This is a genomic window from Thermosynechococcus sp. PKX95 (assembly GCF_031583295.1).
Taxonomy (GTDB): domain Bacteria; phylum Cyanobacteriota; class Cyanobacteriia; order Thermosynechococcales; family Thermosynechococcaceae; genus Thermosynechococcus.
This window is the reverse complement of the sequence record NZ_CP134171.1, coordinates 2,477,743-2,495,691: the sequence shown is the minus strand read 5'-3', so window position 1 is coordinate 2,495,691 and position 17,949 is coordinate 2,477,743. Positions and strand designations below refer to the sequence as shown.

21 protein-coding genes and 1 pseudogene are annotated in these 17,949 nt (G+C 53.8%); 13 read left to right on the top strand and 9 right to left on the bottom strand.

Annotated elements, in window-relative coordinates; translation table 11 throughout:
• Positions 1–8: 8 nt before the first annotated feature.
• Complete coding sequence (gene purB, locus RHH81_RS12220; protein WP_310743118.1) at positions 9–1,304, top strand: adenylosuccinate lyase; 1,296 nt, start codon at positions 9–11, stop codon at positions 1,302–1,304.
• On the opposite strand, the gene pyrE is transcribed toward purB, so the two are convergent.
• Complete coding sequence (pyrE, locus tag RHH81_RS12215; RefSeq protein WP_149819886.1) at positions 1,301–1,870, bottom strand: orotate phosphoribosyltransferase; 570 nt, start codon at positions 1,868–1,870, stop codon at positions 1,301–1,303. The genes purB and pyrE overlap by 4 nt on opposite strands.
• Before the next feature lie 14 nt (positions 1,871–1,884).
• The gene (gene cysS, locus RHH81_RS12210) at positions 1,885–3,351 is read right to left on the bottom strand and encodes a cysteine--tRNA ligase (RefSeq protein ID WP_206200399.1); all 1,467 of its coding nucleotides are present in this window, start codon (positions 3,349–3,351) and stop codon (positions 1,885–1,887) included.
• A gap of 98 nt (positions 3,352–3,449) precedes the next feature.
• Between cysS and rpsN the strand changes: the two genes are divergently transcribed.
• From rpsN to RHH81_RS12195, 3 genes are all read left to right on the top strand, one after another.
• The gene (rpsN, locus tag RHH81_RS12205) at positions 3,450–3,752 is read left to right on the top strand and encodes a 30S ribosomal protein S14 (protein WP_011057663.1); all 303 of its coding nucleotides are present in this window, start codon (positions 3,450–3,452) and stop codon (positions 3,750–3,752) included.
• 43 nt (positions 3,753–3,795) lie between these two features.
• Positions 3,796–4,083, top strand: coding sequence for a 4a-hydroxytetrahydrobiopterin dehydratase (locus RHH81_RS12200; RefSeq protein ID WP_206200398.1), 288 nt, complete (start codon positions 3,796–3,798; stop codon positions 4,081–4,083).
• 86 nt (positions 4,084–4,169) lie between these two features.
• Positions 4,170–5,807: an acetolactate synthase large subunit gene (locus RHH81_RS12195; protein ID WP_206200397.1), complete on the top strand. Its 1,638-nt coding sequence runs from the start codon at positions 4,170–4,172 to the stop codon at positions 5,805–5,807.
• Here RHH81_RS12195 and RHH81_RS12190 read toward each other — a convergent pair.
• The 5 genes from RHH81_RS12190 to RHH81_RS12170 all read right to left on the bottom strand — a co-directional run bounded on the left by RHH81_RS12190 (position 5,804) and on the right by RHH81_RS12170 (position 11,145).
• Positions 5,804–7,543, bottom strand: a complete 1,740-nt coding sequence (locus tag RHH81_RS12190) for an FAD-dependent oxidoreductase (protein WP_310743117.1) — start codon at positions 7,541–7,543, stop codon at positions 5,804–5,806. The two genes, RHH81_RS12195 and RHH81_RS12190, sit on opposite strands and share 4 nt — an antisense overlap.
• Positions 7,540–8,187 (bottom strand): signal peptidase I, encoded by a 648-nt coding sequence (gene lepB / locus RHH81_RS12185; protein ID WP_225901585.1) that lies wholly within the window; start codon positions 8,185–8,187, stop codon positions 7,540–7,542. The genes RHH81_RS12190 and lepB overlap by 4 nt, the downstream gene beginning before the upstream one ends.
• 132 nt (positions 8,188–8,319) lie before the next feature.
• Entirely contained in the window at positions 8,320–9,177 is an 858-nt protein-coding gene (locus tag RHH81_RS12180) for a fructosamine kinase family protein (protein WP_310743116.1), read from the bottom strand.
• Between the two features lie 11 nt (positions 9,178–9,188).
• Positions 9,189–9,416 (bottom strand): Calvin cycle protein CP12, encoded by a 228-nt coding sequence (locus tag RHH81_RS12175; protein ID WP_011057657.1) that lies wholly within the window; start codon positions 9,414–9,416, stop codon positions 9,189–9,191.
• A gap of 127 nt (positions 9,417–9,543) precedes the next feature.
• The gene (locus RHH81_RS12170; RefSeq protein WP_310438608.1) at positions 9,544–11,145 is read right to left on the bottom strand and encodes an NAD(P)H-quinone oxidoreductase subunit 4; all 1,602 of its coding nucleotides are present in this window, start codon (positions 11,143–11,145) and stop codon (positions 9,544–9,546) included.
• Between the two features lie 312 nt (positions 11,146–11,457).
• Between RHH81_RS12170 and RHH81_RS12165 the strand changes: the two genes are divergently transcribed.
• The 9 genes and pseudogenes from RHH81_RS12165 to RHH81_RS13100 all read left to right on the top strand — a co-directional run bounded on the left by RHH81_RS12165 (position 11,458) and on the right by RHH81_RS13100 (position 16,104).
• Positions 11,458–11,799, top strand: coding sequence for a cation:proton antiporter subunit C (locus tag RHH81_RS12165; protein WP_149819866.1), 342 nt, complete (start codon positions 11,458–11,460; stop codon positions 11,797–11,799).
• Positions 11,800–11,808: 9 nt separating this feature from the next.
• Complete coding sequence (locus RHH81_RS12160) at positions 11,809–13,233, top strand: cation:proton antiporter (RefSeq protein WP_310743115.1); 1,425 nt, start codon at positions 11,809–11,811, stop codon at positions 13,231–13,233.
• Positions 13,230–13,619 (top strand): Na+/H+ antiporter subunit E, encoded by a 390-nt coding sequence (locus tag RHH81_RS12155; protein ID WP_206200391.1) that lies wholly within the window; start codon positions 13,230–13,232, stop codon positions 13,617–13,619. The genes RHH81_RS12160 and RHH81_RS12155 overlap by 4 nt, the downstream gene beginning before the upstream one ends.
• On the top strand, positions 13,616–13,876 hold the full coding sequence (locus tag RHH81_RS12150; protein ID WP_181495024.1) for a hypothetical protein: 261 nt from the start codon (positions 13,616–13,618) through the stop codon (positions 13,874–13,876). The genes RHH81_RS12155 and RHH81_RS12150 overlap by 4 nt, the downstream gene beginning before the upstream one ends.
• Positions 13,877–13,890: 14 nt before the next feature.
• Positions 13,891–14,169 (top strand): monovalent cation/H(+) antiporter subunit G, encoded by a 279-nt coding sequence (locus RHH81_RS12145; protein WP_181496944.1) that lies wholly within the window; start codon positions 13,891–13,893, stop codon positions 14,167–14,169.
• Entirely contained in the window at positions 14,162–14,692 is a 531-nt protein-coding gene (locus tag RHH81_RS12140; RefSeq protein ID WP_302678426.1) for a DUF4040 domain-containing protein, read from the top strand. The genes RHH81_RS12145 and RHH81_RS12140 overlap by 8 nt, the downstream gene beginning before the upstream one ends.
• Positions 14,689–15,348: a Na(+)/H(+) antiporter subunit B gene (locus tag RHH81_RS12135; RefSeq protein ID WP_149819856.1), complete on the top strand. Its 660-nt coding sequence runs from the start codon at positions 14,689–14,691 to the stop codon at positions 15,346–15,348. The genes RHH81_RS12140 and RHH81_RS12135 overlap by 4 nt, the downstream gene beginning before the upstream one ends.
• A 30-nt stretch (positions 15,349–15,378) precedes the next feature.
• Positions 15,379–15,848: pseudogene (locus RHH81_RS12130) on the top strand (DUF2887 domain-containing protein); the annotation flags it as partial.
• Positions 15,849–16,011: 163 nt separating this feature from the next.
• Positions 16,012–16,104 (top strand): IS630 transposase-related protein, encoded by a 93-nt coding sequence (locus tag RHH81_RS13100; protein WP_399379005.1) that lies wholly within the window; start codon positions 16,012–16,014, stop codon positions 16,102–16,104.
• Positions 16,105–16,153: 49 nt separating this feature from the next.
• On the opposite strand, the gene hisH is transcribed toward RHH81_RS13100, so the two are convergent.
• Both hisH and RHH81_RS12120 read right to left on the bottom strand, forming a co-directional pair.
• Entirely contained in the window at positions 16,154–16,771 is a 618-nt protein-coding gene (hisH, locus tag RHH81_RS12125; RefSeq protein ID WP_399375694.1) for an imidazole glycerol phosphate synthase subunit HisH, read from the bottom strand.
• 65 nt (positions 16,772–16,836) lie between these two features.
• Positions 16,837–17,448 carry a cation diffusion facilitator family transporter gene (locus RHH81_RS12120; RefSeq protein ID WP_206200388.1) on the bottom strand — a complete coding sequence of 204 codons (612 nt, stop codon included), beginning with the start codon at positions 17,446–17,448 and terminating at the stop codon, positions 16,837–16,839.
• Positions 17,449–17,949 lie beyond the last annotated feature (501 nt).

The window sequence follows — 17,949 nt, the reverse complement described above, 5'->3', positions numbered from 1 at the left end:
ATACGCCCATGATCGAACGCTATACCCTTGCCCCAATGGGGAATCTCTGGACGGATGCCTACAAATTAAAAACATGGCTGGATGTTGAGATTGCGGTCTGCGAAGCCCAAGCGGAACTGGGACATATTCCTGCTGACGCCGTTGCTGAAATCAAAGCCAAGGCCAAGTTTGACCCCCAACGGGTGCTGGAAATTGAGGCAGAGGTAAAGCACGATGTCATTGCCTTCCTCACCAATGTCAACGAACATGTTGGCGATGCCGGCCGCTATATTCACCTTGGCTTGACCAGTTCCGATGTCCTCGACACCGGTTTAGCCCTGCAATTGGTGGCCAGTCTGACGCTGATTCAAGAGCAGTTGGAGCAGCTCATTCAGGCAGTACGCCACCGTGCCCAAGAACATCGCTATACGGTGATGGTGGGACGCAGTCATGGGATTCATGCCGAACCCATTACCTTTGGGTTCAAACTCGCGGGTTGGCTGGCGGAATTGCTGCGCCATCGCGATCGCCTGTGCCAATTGCAGCGCACCGTGGCCGTAGGCAAAATTTCGGGGGCAGTGGGCACCTATGCCAATGTGGATCCGCGGGTGGAGGCGATCGCCTGCCAAAAACTCGGTCTCCAACCCGATACCGCTTCAACACAGGTGATTTCCCGCGATCGCCATGCCGACTATACCCAAACCCTTGCCCTCTTGGGAGCCAGCCTCGAGCGCTTTGCTGTTGAGATTCGCAATCTTCAGCGCACCGATGTCCTTGAAGTCGAGGAATTCTTCTCGAAGGGACAAAAAGGCTCCTCTGCGATGCCCCACAAACGCAATCCCATTCGTTCCGAACGACTGACCGGTCTAGCGCGGGTGCTGCGGGGGAATGCTTTGGCTGCCCTTGAAAATGTTGCCCTCTGGCATGAGCGGGATATTTCTCACAGTGCGGTGGAACGGGTGATTTTGCCCGATAGCTCCATCCTTGCCCACTTTATGCTGGTGGAAATGACTGACTTGGTGCAAACGCTGCAGGTCTATCCCGAAAATATGCGCCGCAATATGAACTGCTACGGCGGTGTCATCTTTAGTCAGCGGGTGCTCTTGGCGCTGGTGGAGAAGGGGCTGAGTCGCGAAGCTGCCTATGCCTTGGTGCAAAAACATGCCCATGCCGCGTGGAATCAACCCAACGGTGACTTTGCTGCCAACCTCAAAGGGGATCCAGAGATTCAGCGCTACCTGACACCAGAGGAACTCGAGGCCTGCTTTAACCCTGAACATCACCTCAAGCACCTCGAGGAAATTTACCAGCGGTTGGGAATTTAGACCGCATTGAGGTAGGCTTCGAGGTCGCTAATCCGAAAGAGCGATCGCAGGGGTATTCCTTGAGCGGCAAAGGCAGCTTCCCCGCCCGCTTGGCGATCGACAATGGCCAGAACCTCATTGACCACATAGCCTGCCTCTTGGAGCCGCAGCACCGCCTTGAGGGCAGACCCCCCCGTCGTGATCACATCCTCAAGCACCGTGACCACCGCCCCTTGGGGCAAGGGGGGACCTTCAATAAAGCTCATCGTGCCGTGGCCTTTGGCTTCCTTGCGCACAATCAGCGCTGCCCGATCCTGCCCCTGCACATTGGAGAGCACGCTCACCGCCACCACCAAGGGATCCGCCCCAAGGGTGAGACCCGCCACCGCCACCGCTTCAGGGGCTAACTGCGCCAAGAAGAGCCGCCCCACAAGGTAAGCGCCCCGCGCTGATAGGGTCACGGGTTTGCAGTTGATGTAGTAGTGGCTTTTTTGGCCAGAGGAAAGGATAAACTCGCCGGCACGGTAGGCATCGCGGCACAGCAGCGCCAAGAGTTCCTGACGCAGGTCAGCAAGGGAATCGTGCATAGTGTTCTCCACAGTTAGGGGGTTGAGCCAGCGGGCACGCGAAACCAATGGGTGGTGCCGTCCTTTTGATCCACGAGTTTGACCCCTTGAGCCAAAAGGAGATCCCGCAGGCGATCGCTCTCCGCATAGTTCTTGGCTTGGCGGGCAGCGGTGCGAGCAGCAATTAACTCTCGAATCTCCTCATCGGTTAGGCCAAACGTTGACGCAGCTTGTGCCTCTGCTTTTGCCTCTAGACCCAAAACCTGAGCAAGAGTGACTAGGGTGTGCCAGTCGCGGCTGATTTCAGCGGGCGATCGCCCCCAGTCTCCCCCGTGGAGATAGCGATGCTGCTCACGATTCAGGACTTTGGCCAGTTCAAAGATGACCGCTAGAGCTGCTGCGGTGTTCAAGTCCTCATCCATAGCTTGACAAAAGGCTTGGGTACTGGGGTGAGCTTTGACCCCCTCTGGATCAATGACGGGCAGGGAGAGCTGCCGATTGAGCTGTAGCGCCTCCTTCAGGGTTTGCCAGCCCTTGGCAGCGGCGGTCAGTGCCTCTGGCGTAAAGTCCAAGGGTTTGCGGTACTGAGCCTGCAAAACCAACAGGCGCAAGGCCATGGCATCCACCCCCTGAGCCAGCAGATCACGAATGGTTGTGAAATTCCCCAAGGACTTGGACATTTTCTCAGTGTTGACGGTAACAAAGCCGTTGTGGAGCCAAAATCGGGCTAGGGGCTGTTGCGTCACCGCCTCCGATTGGGCAATTTCATTCTCGTGGTGGGGGAAAATTAAATCCATGCCACCGCAATGAATATCCACCGTTGCCCCAAAGGCCTGTCGCACCATTGCCGAGCATTCAATGTGCCAGCCGGGGCGCCCTTTACCCCAAGGGGCTTCCCACGGGTCATAAACAGCCATTTCCTCCGGCTTTGCGGCTTTCCAGAGGGCAAAATCAAGGGGATGGCGTTTGCGCTGCTCCTCCTCTTCCTCAATGCGGCCACTGGCACCGGCCATGAGTTGCTCAAGCTGGCGCCCGGAGAGCTTGCCATAGCTGGGAAATTGTGCCACGGCATAGTAAACATCCCCGCCGGCCACGTAGGCATAGCCGCGATCCAGTAGCCCTTGAATGAGGTGAATAATTTCTGGAATCACCTCTGTCGCGCGGGGATAAGCAGTGGCAGGTAGGATATTCAAGGCCGCCATGTCCTCGTGGTAGGCGGCAATGTAGCGATCGCTCACTGTGGCCATCGTCTCGCCGTTTTCATGGGCGCGGCGCAAAATCTTGTCATCAATATCGGTAAAATTTTGCACATAGTGCACCACGTAGCCCAAGAACGTGAGATAGCGGCGCAGCACATCCCAAGCCACATAGGAACGGGCGTGCCCCAAATGGCAGTAGTCATACACCGTGACACCACAGGCATAGATCGTCACCCGCTCTGGGTGCAGGGGCGAGAAGGGTTCAAGGCGGCGAGACAGTGTGTTGTACAGATGTAAGGGCACAGAAACACCCCGCAAGGATCAACAGTTGCAGCAGCAAATCGCTCTTTGATAGGATATAGGATACCAAATTCATCATTATCGAGGACAAACACACCCCCATGGCCAAAAAAAGCATGATCGAACGGGAAAAAAAGCGGCAACGGCTTGTTGCTAAATACGCCAGCAAACGCCAAGAACTCAAGGCTCAACTGGCCAGCGCCGAAACCCAAGAAGAGATCATGAGCATCCATCGTCAACTGCAACGGTTGCCCCGCAATAGTGCCCCTTCGCGGCTACGGAATCGCTGCTGGTTGACAGGTCGTCCTCGTGGTTATTATCGTGATTTTGGCCTCTGCCGCAATGCCCTGCGGGAAATGGCTCACCAAGGGTTGCTGCCGGGAGTGGTCAAGTCCAGTTGGTAAATTGCCTCTGCTACCCTAGAGCTAATAGGGTTGAGGCACAACCATGGCAGAGCGACTCTCTCCAGCCGATATTGAGGCACAACTAGCAAACCTAGCGGGCTGGAAATTGGCGGGCGATCGCCTTGAGCAAACATTTGTTTTCAAGGATTTTCTTGGCTCCATTGCCTTTGTCAATCGTCTGGTGGATCCCGCTGAGCAAGCTGGACATCACCCTGATTTATCCATTTCTTGGAATCGGGTGACGGTCTGCCTTACGACGCATGATGCCGGCGGCATTACCCAAAAGGACATTGATCTGGCCAAGGTGATCTCCGATCTGGCCGCGGCATAACTTTCGTCAGCATTTGCCAATATTTAAGGATTGGGCGAAAAAGACAGAACTACGATAGGGAGTAGTGCCCGCGATCGCCCATCCTTATGAATACCGCCGAATTACTCGTGAAATGCCTTGAAAATGAAGGCGTAGAATACATTTTTGGTCTGCCGGGGGAAGAAAATCTTGATGTTCTGCAAGCGCTGCGTCGCTCCCCCATTCAATTTATCACCACCCGCCATGAACAAGGGGCGGCCTTTATGGCCGATGTCTATGGTCGTCTCACCGGCAAAGCGGGGGTGTGTCTTTCTACTCTCGGTCCCGGTGCTACGAATTTAATGACCGGTGTTGCCGATGCTAACCTCGATGGTGCTCCTCTTGTGGCCATTACAGGGCAGGTAGGCACCGATCGCATGCACATCGAGTCCCACCAATATCTAGACTTGGTGGCCATGTTTAGCCCGGTAACCAAATGGAATGCCCAGATTGTCCGCCCCAGCATTACGCCAGAAATTGTCCGCAAGGCCTTTAAGATTGCCCAGAATGAAAAGCCAGGGGCGGTTCACATTGATGTGCCCGAAAACATTGCCGCCATGGAAGCTGAGGGCTATCCCCTCAAGCCTAGCCCGCCCGAAAAAACCTATGCCTCGTTCCAGAGCATTCTCAAGGCCGCTGAACTGATCAATGCTGCTGAGAACCCCCTGATCTTAGTGGGGAATGGCGCTATTCGTGCCCACGCTGCCGCTGCCCTCACCCATTTTGCCGAAAAGCTGAATATCCCCGTGGCCAATACCTTCATGGGTAAAGGGGTCATTCCCTATCAGCACTCCCTTGCCCTGTGGACGGTGGGACTCCAGCAGCGGGATTACATTAGCTGCGGCTTTGATCATGCTGACTTAGTGATTGCCGTTGGCTATGACTTGATTGAGTATTCCCCGAAAAGCTGGAACCCCGATGGCCGCTTGCCCATTATCCATATTGCGGCCACCCATGCCGAAATTGACAGCAGCTATATTCCTGTGATTGAGGTGGTGGGAGATATTTCTGATTCCCTCTATGAAATTCTCAAGCGGGCCGATCGCCAAGATAAGCCCACCCCCTATGCCGTGCAACTGCGCCAAGACATTGTGGCTGACTACTGCCAATATGCCCAAGATGAGAGTTTTCCCGTCAAGCCGCAAAAGCTCATCTACGACCTGCGTCAAGTCATGGGGCCAGAGGATATCGTCATTTCTGATGTGGGTGCCCACAAGATGTGGATTGCCCGTCACTACCATTGCGATCGCCCCAATACCTGCCTGATTTCCAATGGCTTTGCCGCAATGGGGATTGCCGTACCAGGGGCAATAGCGGCGAAATTAGTCTATCCGCAGCGGCATGTGGTGGCAGTCACCGGCGATGGCGGCTTCATGATGAATTGCCAAGAACTGGAAACCGCGCTGCGCATAGGAACCAACTTTACAACCATCGTCTTTAATGACGGCGGCTATGGCCTCATCGAGTGGAAGCAGCAGCGCTACTTTGGTGAATCTGCCTATGTCCACTTTGGTAACCCGGACTTTGTCAAGTTGGCCGAGAGCATGGGACTCAAGGGGTATCGCATTGAAGCCACCGCTGATTTTATCCCAACGTTGAAAACTGCCCTTGCGCAGTCTGTGCCCAGCATTATTGATGTCCCCGTGGACTACAGTGAGAATCTGCGTTTTAATCAACGCCTTGGGGAGCTAAGCTGCGAAACTTAGGCCACGCACGCCACCCGAATCCAAGGGGCGTAGGGGTTCATAAACCCCGTTACTGTGATTCGCTGCCCACTTTGATAGGTTTGCAGTTGCTCGTTGACGGTGGGGTGGAGTGTTACCAAAGGCCAAGACCACTGATCCGTGCGGAGTTGATACGCCTGTTCCCCTAGTTTCACAAATTCGCCGCTAACCGTTTGCATGCCGGCGCTCACGATCATGGGTGTCGGTTGGGCGATCGCCACCGTCGGCGGTAGGGGAACTGTGGGATCAAATGTATTGAGTGTCTGGAGTTGCCAAGCTTCCCATTCGGGATGTTGCGGCGGCAGGTTAAAGAAGGGAAAGATTGCCTGTCGGCACTCCTGAATCAGGGGCTTCAGATCAAGGGTGCCCACCAGTTGGTGCAGCGATTTCCCTTGGCGAATGGCTGTGGCGGCTAGCCACCCTGCCCCCTGTCCAATGCCCATTACCAGCGGTTGCAAGCGAGTGGCACCATTGGCAATATGGGTTACCGAGATATTTTTCTCTGCCACTAGAAAGCCCTCTACCGTCTGGGGAATCAACGACGTATAGGGAATCACGAAGGGCGTCCCCGTCCAACGACCGCCCCAACGAATGGACTTAGGGACAAGGGGGAGTTCCATCCCCGGATAGTGGTGATCGTTCGGATAGTTGCCGATGGCAATGCCCGTGTAGTGACCTTGGGCATCAACGGGCGGTGGCGCAGTGGGGAGAATATCCTGCTCGTGAATTGTGGTGACACCCATCAGGCGCCGACTTTCGCGGTAATAGGGATGGAGGGCATAGGCTCCCCCCCCTAGCTGTCTGGGGAATTGGGGAAAGGTATCCTCCGCTAAACCATAGCGGCGACCCAACTGTTGCTGCACATAACGGGCAAAATCCTGGGCGTGCCAGCGTGCCTCTTGACAAAAGGCCTGTCGCTCTTGGGCAGAGCCAATCAGCCGTTCCAGACCCACCCCATAGTCATTCCCCTGCTGCGGCCAGTTGAGCATAAAGCGGTTTCCCGGCAGGCGGCCATAGTTGAGAAAGTGCAGCGGGTCATAGCCTGCCCAAGCACCGTTAAACTTGTGCTCATCCCAAAGGGGAGAAGGGGGAATCTCTGGGGCAGTGGCACCCTCACCGTAGTCCTGTAAAACGACAATCCATGTGGGGGCTTGAACGGGATAGGTTTGAGTCAAGGCTGTGGGTGCTGGGGGGGCTGAGGGTTCTTGGGTGTCTGCCTGCCACTCCCACCCCCAGCGATGGGGAATTTCCCCCAAGGCAAGGAGATCCCCGAGTTCTGTGGCGTCAATCGTGATTTGGGCATGGAGGGTGAGGGTGGTCAATTCCACCCCGAGGACGCGATCGCCTTGGCGCAAAACCGCTTGGGGAAGTTCACCGACAAGCCACGTCAGGTTGGGGGTTGCCTTGACCCACTCGGCAAAAAGATCAGCGGCGACCTTTGGCTCAAAGGTAAAAAAACTCACCCAAGCATGATCTAGCCCCCCCACTTGGCGTTGGGCGATCGCCCGCAGAAACTCACCCCACAGCCCGGTTTGCCACGCCATGAGTTCATTGCCATCGGGCGCCGCCACCCCAGCACTGGTGAGCATGCCCCCTAGCCACGGCGTTTCACTGACCAGCACCGTTTGCGCTCCCATACGAGCCGCCGTTAAAGCAGCAGCTACCCCCCCTGTGCCACCACCCACAACGAGTACCTCGGTGCGCAGGGTTTGCCTCACTGTTGCGGTTCCTTGGGATCGGTAATCAACCCCCAACGATCGGGGGGCCAAAAGCGAATCGCCGCACGACCAATAATGTAATTGCGCGGTACCACGCCCCAGCAGCGGCCATCAAAGCTGTTATTGCGGTTATCCCCCAAGACCAAGTAGCTGTTGGCAGGAATCACCTGCGGTTGAGCCAGATAGGGCTGAATACCGGCACAGGTATCGACGGAGGTCAATGTCGAGGGAGCTAGATAGGGTTCGGGTAGGGGTTGATTGTTGATATAGACGCGCCCTTGGCGGAGTTCCACGCGATCCCCAGGCAAGCCCACCACCCGCTTGATAAAGGCATCACGAAAGCCTGCCTGTTGCAAGGCCGGAGTTGGATTGAAAACAATAATGTCGCCGCGATGGGGGGCATGGAAATAGTAGCTGATCTTTTCAATAATCAGGCGATCGTTAATCAGCAGGGTTTCTTCCATCGAGCCGGTGGGGATATAGCGCGCTTCTGCTACAAAGGTACGAATACCAAAAGCCAAGAGAGCAGCCAGCCCCAAGGTTTTGGCCATCTCCAGCCACCAAGGTTCTGTCGTCTTTTCGGCCTTGGCTGTCACTGATTCAGGGGTAGAAGCATTTGTGGGTGGCAGTTTGCCATCGGACATAGGAAGGAATCTCGCAAACACTCAAAAATTGAAGCCATGCACTCCACGATACTACAGGGATGTGAGGCGAGGGAGCACTGTTTGATTTTAGAGTGCTTTGGCAAATGTTCTGTTCCACAGGGCAGCTTGTAGTTAAAGGATCTGCTCAATCATGTACTGGGCTTGAGTCCCATAACTGCCGCCAAAGAGATTGAAGTGATTGAGGATGTGGTACAGGTTGTAGATGGTTTTCCGTTGCCTATAGCCAGCCGCTAAGGGATAGGTGGCGTTGTAGCCCTCATAAAAGGCCGCAGGAAAGCCACCAAAGAGTTCACTCATGGCCAAGTCCACCTCGCGATCGCCATAGTAACTGGCGGGGTCGAAAATGACGGGTTCCCCCGTACGACAAAAGGCAGCATTTCCCGACCAGAGATCGCCGTGCACTAGGGTAGGGGTTGGCTCATGGTTCAGGAGTTCTGGAATGGCTGCTAGGAGCTGCTCCGCCTTGGGAAAGTGTCCACCCCGACGGCGAGCCAGATCAAACTGATAACGCAGGCGAGCATCGCGGAAAAACTCCCCCCAGTTGTCTGACCAAGGGTTGATTTGAGGAGTGGCACCAATGGTGTTATTCTCCGACCAGCCATAGCGATCGCCAGTGCCCTTGAGGTGCAACTGTGCCAGCTCTACCCCCATTTGCCACCAATCTCCGGCACTGGTGAGGGGCAAGTATTCCAACACTAAAAAACTCGCGTCCTCAACCACTCCCCATAGCAGGGGAAGGGGAACGCGAATCGCTTGAACCTTGGCGATCGCCCGCAGGGCATTGGCTTCGGCAGCAAACATGGCCTGCCGTTCAGGGCGATTGAATTTAACAAAGAGGGTTTGCTCAGGATGTTGCCACACATAGGTGGTGTTGATACTGCCGCCCCCTACCGCAAGGGCTTTACCCCCATGGAGCCGCTGACCCGTCGCTGCGGCAAATTGATCCCACAACTGTTGCCAGCGACCCACACCCTCAACCCTTAGTCGTCGTAAATGCGGCACTCAGCAGCATCAGGGTTGTCATCACAGTACTGCTGGAAGGAGGTTTTGTGATCTTGCTGCTCAGCGCGTTGGTGGGCAGCTTCCGCTTGCAGTTCCTCAAGGGCATCCCAAGCGGCGGCACACTGTCCAGAGGTTGCCCCTTCGGTATCACAGATTTTGTGGGCTTCCTCGCGGGCTTGTTCAATTTGTTTCTCGAGATTACTCATAGAGCCTTTATTGAATCACCGTATTCAGTTTATGCAATCTGCCCAAGGGCAGGAATGCCGTTACTCCACTCTAGCAATGAATGCCCTGAACTGCCAGTTGGAGACGGTGCATCCCCACCCCTCACCCCTAGAGGGTACTGTCGGCAACGGTTGCTTCACTAACTAGGCTGGGGGCGGATTGGGTCAGTTGGGCATAGAGGGGCAGATGGTGCTGCGCTACCGCCGGCAGAGCCGCATGGACATGGCTAGCGATCGCTGTCGTGGTCACATCGTAGGTTTGGGTGGCTAGCTTGGGATACATCCCCACGGCAATAATCGGCACCAACAGGGACAGGGCAATGAAGGTTTCACGGGGATTGATGTCCAACAGCAGTTTGTCAAACATATCGCCCGCTTGTTTGCCCGTAAAGACACGGCGCACCATCGAGAGCAGATAGACGGGCGTAATAATCACCCCAACAGCGGCAAGGAAAATCACCCCCACTTTGAAGGTCGTGGAGTAGGCATCACTGTTGGTCAAGCCCAAAAAGACCGTCAGTTCACTGACAAAACCACTCATACCGGGCAGTGCCAGCGAGGCCATAGAGCCAGCAGTAAAGAGGGCAAAGGTTTTCGGCATGGATTGGGCAATCCCGCTCATTTTTGCCATGGCCAATGTGTGGGTGCGATCGTAGGTCACCCCGGCCAAGAAGAAGAGAACAGCCGCAATCAAACCGTGGGAAAGCATTTGCAGCATCGCCCCATTGAGACCAATGCCATTGAGGGCACCAATGCCCAGCAGCACAAAGCCCATGTGGGAAATCGAGGAGTAGGCCAGCCGCCGCTTCAGGTTTTCTTGGCCAAAAGCAGTCAGGGCACCATAGACAATATTCACGACCCCAAGGGCAATCAGAACAGGGGCAAAGTAGATGTGGGCATCCGGCAACATTTGCAGGTTGAAGCGAATCAGGCCATAGCCCCCCATTTTCAAGAGCACGCCTGCCAGCACCATTGACACGGGCGCCGAGGCTTCACCATGGGCATCGGGTAACCAAGTGTGTAGCGGAAAAATCGGCAGCTTGACACCAAAGGCAATCAGGAAACCACCATAGGCCAGCAGTTCCAGCGCCAAGGGATAGTCCTTGAGACCCAAGGCCGCCATGCTGAGCGTAAAGTCCCCCCCATAGAAGGCCATCCCGAGGCCAGCAATGAGGATAAAGAGGGAACCAACGGCAGTGTAGAGGATGAATTTTGTAGCGGCGTATTGGCGTTTGGCTCCCCCCCAGATGGAAATGAGTAGATAGACGGGCACCAGTTCCAATTCCCAAATCAGGAAGAAGAGGATGAGGTCTTGGGCGGCAAAGACGCCAATTTGGGCACTGTAGAGCGCCAGCATCAGGAAATAAAATAAACGCGGCTTCTGCTTTACTTGCCAAGCCGCAAAGATTGCCACTGTGTTGACCAGACCCGTCAGCAACATCAGGGGGACGGCAAGGCCATCAACCGCTAGGGACCAGTTCAGGCCGATTTGCGGCAGCCAAGGCACGGTTTCCACCATTTGGATCTGGGCAGATTGGGCATCGTAGTGCTGCCAGAAAACCATTGCCGAGAGGCCAAATTCGAGGAGGGCGATCGCTAGGGCATACCAGCGGACTGTCTTCCCCTCACGGTCGGGCAATACGGGAATGAAAAAGGCTGCCACTAAAGGCAGCAGTGTCAGTACAGTCAGCCAAGGAAATTGGACATTCATCAGACAACCCCCCAAGGGACGAGTCCAGTACTCTGTTCACGCATCTGAATAAGAATATATACCTATTTGCCAAATGTTGCAAATTGTTAAGCATTTTTCTAAATTATAAAGTTTGTGGCACTTCTATTGACAAAAATCTATTCTATAAAGAATTAATATTGATCTGAATAAAGTTAAGATGGGGGTTGACGGGCTTAAGGTTCCTCACCGTTGGTTGCGGCAGTGCAGTTTTATAGCAACAGGCAAGGTGTAACGGCAAAGCAGAATGTTACAGTTTGTTCTAAATACCAGAGTGTCTGGGGGTGGGGTCTCATGATTTTCTTGGAAGCCAGTGTTTTTGTCACTATCCTCGTCGGGTTTCTAGCAACGATCGTCAAGAAAAACCTGCTAATGAAGATTGTGACGATGGATGTCATGAGCACCGGCGTAGTGGCTTTGTTTGTGGTCATTGCCACCCACAGTGGTCTGGTCACGCCCATTGCCCGTGGCGGAGCCTTTGATGCTGCCTATGCCGACCCCGTACCCCAAGCCGTGATTTTAACCGCGATCGTGATTGGCCTTTCGATTCAAACGCTGATGCTGGTGGCAGCAATGAAGCTAGCGCGGGATAACCCGACGTTGGAAACCCCAGAAATTGATCAAAAGTACCTGTAGGGAGCGGCAATGACGGCGCTGGCGATCGCTTGGATTTTGTTGCCCTTTGTGGCGGGTTTAACGCTTTACTTATTGCCCTCCTTAGCGCAGGGTCTGCCGCTGGCGATCGCCCTTGTTTCCCTCTGTGTCGGCTTAGGCATCACCATTAACCAAGTCAACACTGCGTTTGTCCTACTCGATAGCTTTGGCATTTCCCTGAGCATTGACCCCCTCAGTGGCTACTTTATTGTCACCAATGCCCTCGTCATTTTGGCAGCACTGTTACATACGTGGCAGGAGGGTTATAAAGCGTTCTTCTATGTGCTGCTGTGTCTGCTCCACGGCTGTGCCAACACCGTCTTTATTTCAGCGGATTTCCTCAGTCTCTACGTCAATATTGAGGTGCTGGGGATTGTTGTCTTTTTGTTGATTGCCTATCCCCGTAGCGATCGCCCCCTCTGGATTGGCCTACGCTACCTGATGGTGAGCAACGTGGCCATGCTCTTTTATCTAATGGGGGTGGCGCTCGTCTATCAGACAAACCATACCTTTGCCTTTAGTGCCCTGATGCAGGCACCGCCAGAGGCTGTGGCGCTGATTTTGATGGCATTGTTGGCCAAGGGCGCCATTTTCATTAGTGGGCTTTGGTTGCCCCAAACTAACGTCGTTGCTGCTCCCATTGTTGCTGCTCTCCTGGCCGGCATTGTCGAAAATGCTGGGGTGTTTAGCCTTGCTCGCGTCAGTCTGCTCCATAGCAACATTGCCGATATTGTGCAGCTGTTTGCCCTCGCCTCGATCTTTTTTGGCTCAATATTTGCCTTGGTGGCCGATGATGTACGACGGATGCTCAGCTTTAGTACCCTTGGCCACCTAGGATGGGTGATCATTGCCCCACCGGCAGCGGGTTTGTATGCTCTGATGCACGGCTTAGCCAAGGCAAGTCTTTTTTTGAGTGTGGGGGAACTGTGCCACTATCGTCTTAGTGAATTGCGCCAAGAGGGTCTGCCGCGCCCAGTGGCGATCGCCCTGATTATTGCCGGTTATGGCATTATCGGTGTGCCCTTCCTTGCTGGATTCCCCGCTAAGGCCTTGACCCTGAGTTACCTTGACCCGTGGCAGCAGGGACTGCTCTATGGTGCTGGCTTTTTGACCGCCACAATTTACAGCAAATTCCTCTTTTTGCCCCGCTATCCCAGCAAGACCCCTATGGGCTATAGTGCCGCCACAATGGTGCTCTTGGGTGGGCTATTTCTGGCCAATGCCGGCTACATGGAAGCCTACAGTAGTGGCATGAGTTTGTTACGCGCCTTTTTGCCGCCCTTGGTGGGGTGTGGCCTAGTGGCCTTGGGGGTCTCCCGCTGGGAATCCGCTTGGCGAGGGGCTTGGGAGCGCCTAGAGCATCTTCTAGGGGTGATGCTGTTACTCTTACTTGGCTTGGTGGGGTTAGCGCTATGAATTATTTGAACTTTGCCCTGCGCCTGACGATTTGGCTACTGCTGACGGCGGACTTTGGCTTGGTCAATCTGGCGATTGGGATTTTGGTTTCGCTCCTGCTGCCCCAAGGGCGAGGGGGTGTGGCAACACTGCGGCAGTGGCTGAGTACCCTAGGAAAAGTGGCGATGGCTGTTCCCCGTGCCTACTTTGAGACAATTGAAATGATGGTGCGTCCCCATCGTCATGAAGCGATCGTCCGTGAACCCGTTGATCCTACCCGTGCCCCCGGTCTGATTTTTCTGGATATTTTTACGATTACCTTCACCCCCAAGACGATCGTGCTGCACTACGACGAGGAGGGCTGGTTTGAAGTGCATCAACTAGTGGAGCACAGACCCGAAAAATGACCGCCTTTTTAGTCATCATGCTGTTGATTCTGGGCATTCCCCTCTATGCTGCTTGGAAGGGGGAGCACATCTGGTCGAAGATGTTGGCCTTTGCCAGTATTGCCACAAAGGCAGCCATTATGATCTTGCTGGTGTCGGTGCAGCGGGATGATTGGATGATTGGCATTGTGGGGGTGATCATCCTTAGTGTGGGCAATGGTGCCCTGATGCTCTTGGCGCAGATTCTGCGGCGACTACGGGATGTCGCCAATCTTTAGGGAGGGGGTCAGTGATTTTACAGTGGATCAGTTATGCCTGTATTAGTTTTGGTCTCTTTCTTTGGCTGTGGGGAACATGGCCGCTGGTGGGTCGGCGATCGCCCCTCTATAAACTGCATTTTTTGTCAGTCTCCGATACCTTAGGTTCGATGGCGATCATGATCGGGGTGTTACTGCGCATTCCCCGCGAATGGCCGCTTCTGGTCTTGGCGTTGATCTCCCTCGCCCTCTGGAACACCATTCTGGGCTACGTTTTGGCCTACTGCTCCCAAGGGGAGGACACTGATGGATAGCTGGCTCATTGCTGTCACTGCACTCTTGCCTCTAACAGCTCTGATGCTGGTGTTTCAGGAGAATCCCTACCACGCCCTTGTCATTCGTGGCATTATTGGTGCGGTGGCGGCCCTGCTCTATGCCATTCTCGGCGCTGCCGATGTGGCGCTGACCGAAGCCCTTGTGGGAACAATGCTCTCAATTATGCTCTACGCCGTTGCAGTACGCTCTTCCTTGGTGCTGCGATTGGGCATCTTAGCTTCGGCACTCTCCAGCGATAGCTTGGATCACTTACTGGCAGCCATTCGTGAAGCCGTTGCTCCCTATCATTTGCGTGTTGAATTAATCATTTATCCCACCTTTGAGCAACTTAAAATAGCGCTCCGCGATCGCGAGATTCATGCCCTATGTGCTGAAGAAACCACTCAATTATTAACGATGACCCGTGTAGCACGCCTTTACACCATCCTCAAGCCCCAGCTCACCAATCTCACAGAACTCGTGTATTACCCCTTGCCCAGTGAAGAGGAGTCAGCGACATGATTTGGCTCTATGGCATTGCGGCAGTGCTGCTGCTGGTGAAAATGCTGATGATCCCCACCCTACCTGCGGTACCAACGCTTCCCATTGTCGAAACCCTTGTTAACCAGAGTGGCATTCCCAATGCCGTTACGGCTGTGATTTTGCGCAATCGCCTGTACGACACCATTTTTGAAGTGGTGGTATTCACTCTTGCCATCATGGGGGCACAGTATCTACTCAGCAATGAAAAACCCCTTGGCCACGTTAGCCGCTTTAATGATCAGCCCTCGATTGTTTTGGCAAGATTTGGCGCCACCATTTGCTCCCTTGTGTGTATTGAGTTGGCCTTGCGGGGGCACCTGAGTCCGGGGGGTGGATTTGCGGCTGGCGTTGCTGGCGGGACGGCGATCGGGCTTGTGGCCATTACCTCAGCTCCAGAATGGCTAGAGAGCATCTATCGTCGCTTCCATGCCGCCACATGGGAAAAAATCTCCGTGATTGTTTTCATTCTCTGCGGTGCCAGCCTGTTGATGGGGGTGGCCTTGCCGGCGGGTCAGTTTGGCACGCTCCTCAGTGGTGGCTGGATTCCTTGGCTGAATATCCTCATTGCCCTGAAAGTGGCTTTGGGGTCGTGGGCGGCAGTGCTGACATTTATTCGCTATCGCGGCCTGCTTTAATCCATGCTCCCGTGATATATTCCCTAGCCCATGCGCCGCGACTCCCTCTTTTACCAACTTTTGCTCAACTGCCTCAGACGCTCTTTGAGCTGCTTGGAATTGACTATCCTAGGGGCTACCGCTTTGACTCCGTTGAACTCAAGCAAACCGCCTTCCGCATTGACGGTGTCTTTGTCCCCCCTGATCCCTCAGGAGTGGTCTATTTTTGTGAAGTCCAGTTTCAAAGAGATAATACCTTCTACGAACGCTTCTTTGCTGAAATCTTTCTCTATTTGCGTCTGTATCGCCAGACCTTCTCTGATGGGCAAGCCGTGGTCATTTATCCCAATCGATTACTTGCGCAGCGGAGTCAGACAGAAACAGACCTGAAGCAGCAAGCCATAATAGAGTTAATCATAACAACTGTCCTGTACAAGTTCACCACACTAAGTCGCGAGGAGGTGCTGCGGATGCTGGGGTTTACGACTGAAGAGCTGAAGTGGACGCGGTTTTATCAGGACTGACCTTGGGGAAGTGTCTGATTGGCTTGATTTCTATGCTTAGCCCATGCCCCCTGACTCCCTTATGAGCTATAGCTCGGACTTACGAGAGCGGGTTGTCTCCTAATATCAAGCAAGGCGGCAAAATCAGTGAAGCGACTCAAAGCATCCCGATGACCGTTTAATCGATCGTGTCCAGCGATTTGGGGTACAAGTTTCCACCGTTGGTTACACCCTCAATCAGATGGGCATCACCCGAAAAAAACAGATGCGCTAGCAAGAACGGTGTGATGAGGTGATTCGCAATTATTGGACTGGATAATATCTCATTCTTGATTAAAATGGCCATACTGGTGTTTGACGAGAGTGACAAAGTTGCGCAGTAGTTGCAGGCCGATCTTGCCCGACTTTTCGGGGTGAAATTGACAAGCAAAGACATTGGTGCGGGCGATCGCGGCTGTGACAGTTTGCTGACCATGACGGACGGTGGCGGCCACTAACTCTGGATCCTCAGGGGCGACAAAGTAGGAGTGAACAAAATACACCCAAGGGGTTGGCGGTAAATTCTGCCAGAGGGGACAGGCGGGTTGCGTCAAGGTCAGTTGGTTCCAGCCCATGTGGGGGATTGGGAGACCGGGTTCAGATTGAAAGCGTTTGACTTTCCCCGCAAAAATACCAAGGCCGGGTTCCCTGCCTTCTTCGCTACACTCAAACAAAACTTGCAGACCCAGACAAATCCCCAAAAAGGGCATCCCCTGCTGAATCACCCGCTGAATGACAGGCACCAGTTCCCGCTCGTGGAGATGGGTCATGGCGGGGTCAAAGGCACCGACACCGGGGAGAACCACAGCATCCGCAGCACAAATGTCACTGGCGCGATCGCTCACTAAGGGTGTTGCCCCCACTACATCAAGGGCTTTACTCACGGAATGCAGGTTGCCCATATCGTAGTCAATGATGGCGATCGCGGGTGTGCTCACAGAAAGCCTCTCCCAAAGGGTAACCCTACCTATTCTACAGGGGTACTCATCCCTGCTTGCCTTGCATCCCGAATAATGCGAATCCCGCCCCAAAGCACAAGGCTGGCGATGCCAAACCCCACAATCAAATCAGGATAAGGAGACTGAAAAACGGCCACTAGCGCCCCTGCTCCAATCACGCTGACATTGGCAATGACATCGTTTTGGGTAAAAATCCAGCTCGCCCGCATATGCACCTCCCCCCGCCGATGTTGGGCAATTAGATACAGACAGCAAGTATTGGCTACTAGCCCAAGGAGGGCGATCGCCATCATCCAATCTGCCTCTGGGGCACTACCGCTGACAAAGCGACGGATCACATCCAGCAAAATTAGGGCGGCTAGGGTTATTTGAAACAGGCCACTTAGACTTGCTGCACGGGTTTTCTGCTTGAGCGATCGCCCCACGGCATAGAGGGAGAGGCCATAGACGAGAGCATCGGCCAGCATATCAAGAGAATCAGCAATCAAGGCAGTGGACTGGGCAAGGACGCCAGTAATCACCTCCACAAAAAACATGAGCACGTTGATCAGCAGCACAATTCGCAGGGTTTTGCGCTCCGCCGCATTTCTTGCTTCGATGTGGCAACTACAATCGGACATGGGCTATTCCCAAACGTATCTAAATATCATGACTGAAGTAGCTATAGGGTTGCTAGACCTCGAATAGCACAATTGTTTAGCTAGTCAATGAAGATGTGACTTGCCGTACAACGGTCAGAGTTATTCTTTTAAATTAAACTGTCACAATTTTTGACGCAAAGTGGCTTTAACTAGCAGCTACAGCTACTTAGGGTACTAACTGGTATTCGATAATACAACAATAACATTGGCACTTTGATTGACAAGCAGGTCTGATTGTCACTTGATATGTTAATTTTTATTGCAAGATTCAATATTTCTGCCTCAAATCAGATCGTTTGACCATAGAATTTTTCTAGAACATCTTTTTCAAGCGTTAAGACTGTATGACTCAGCAACACCAAGCTCTATACTGGTCAACTTTTGGGGCTATGCAGAGGTAGACTATAATGTTGAACGTGTTGAACAAATGTTGTAGGGGTTTCTCGACCTAAATCAATCCGTGGTTACAGCTTAATTTAT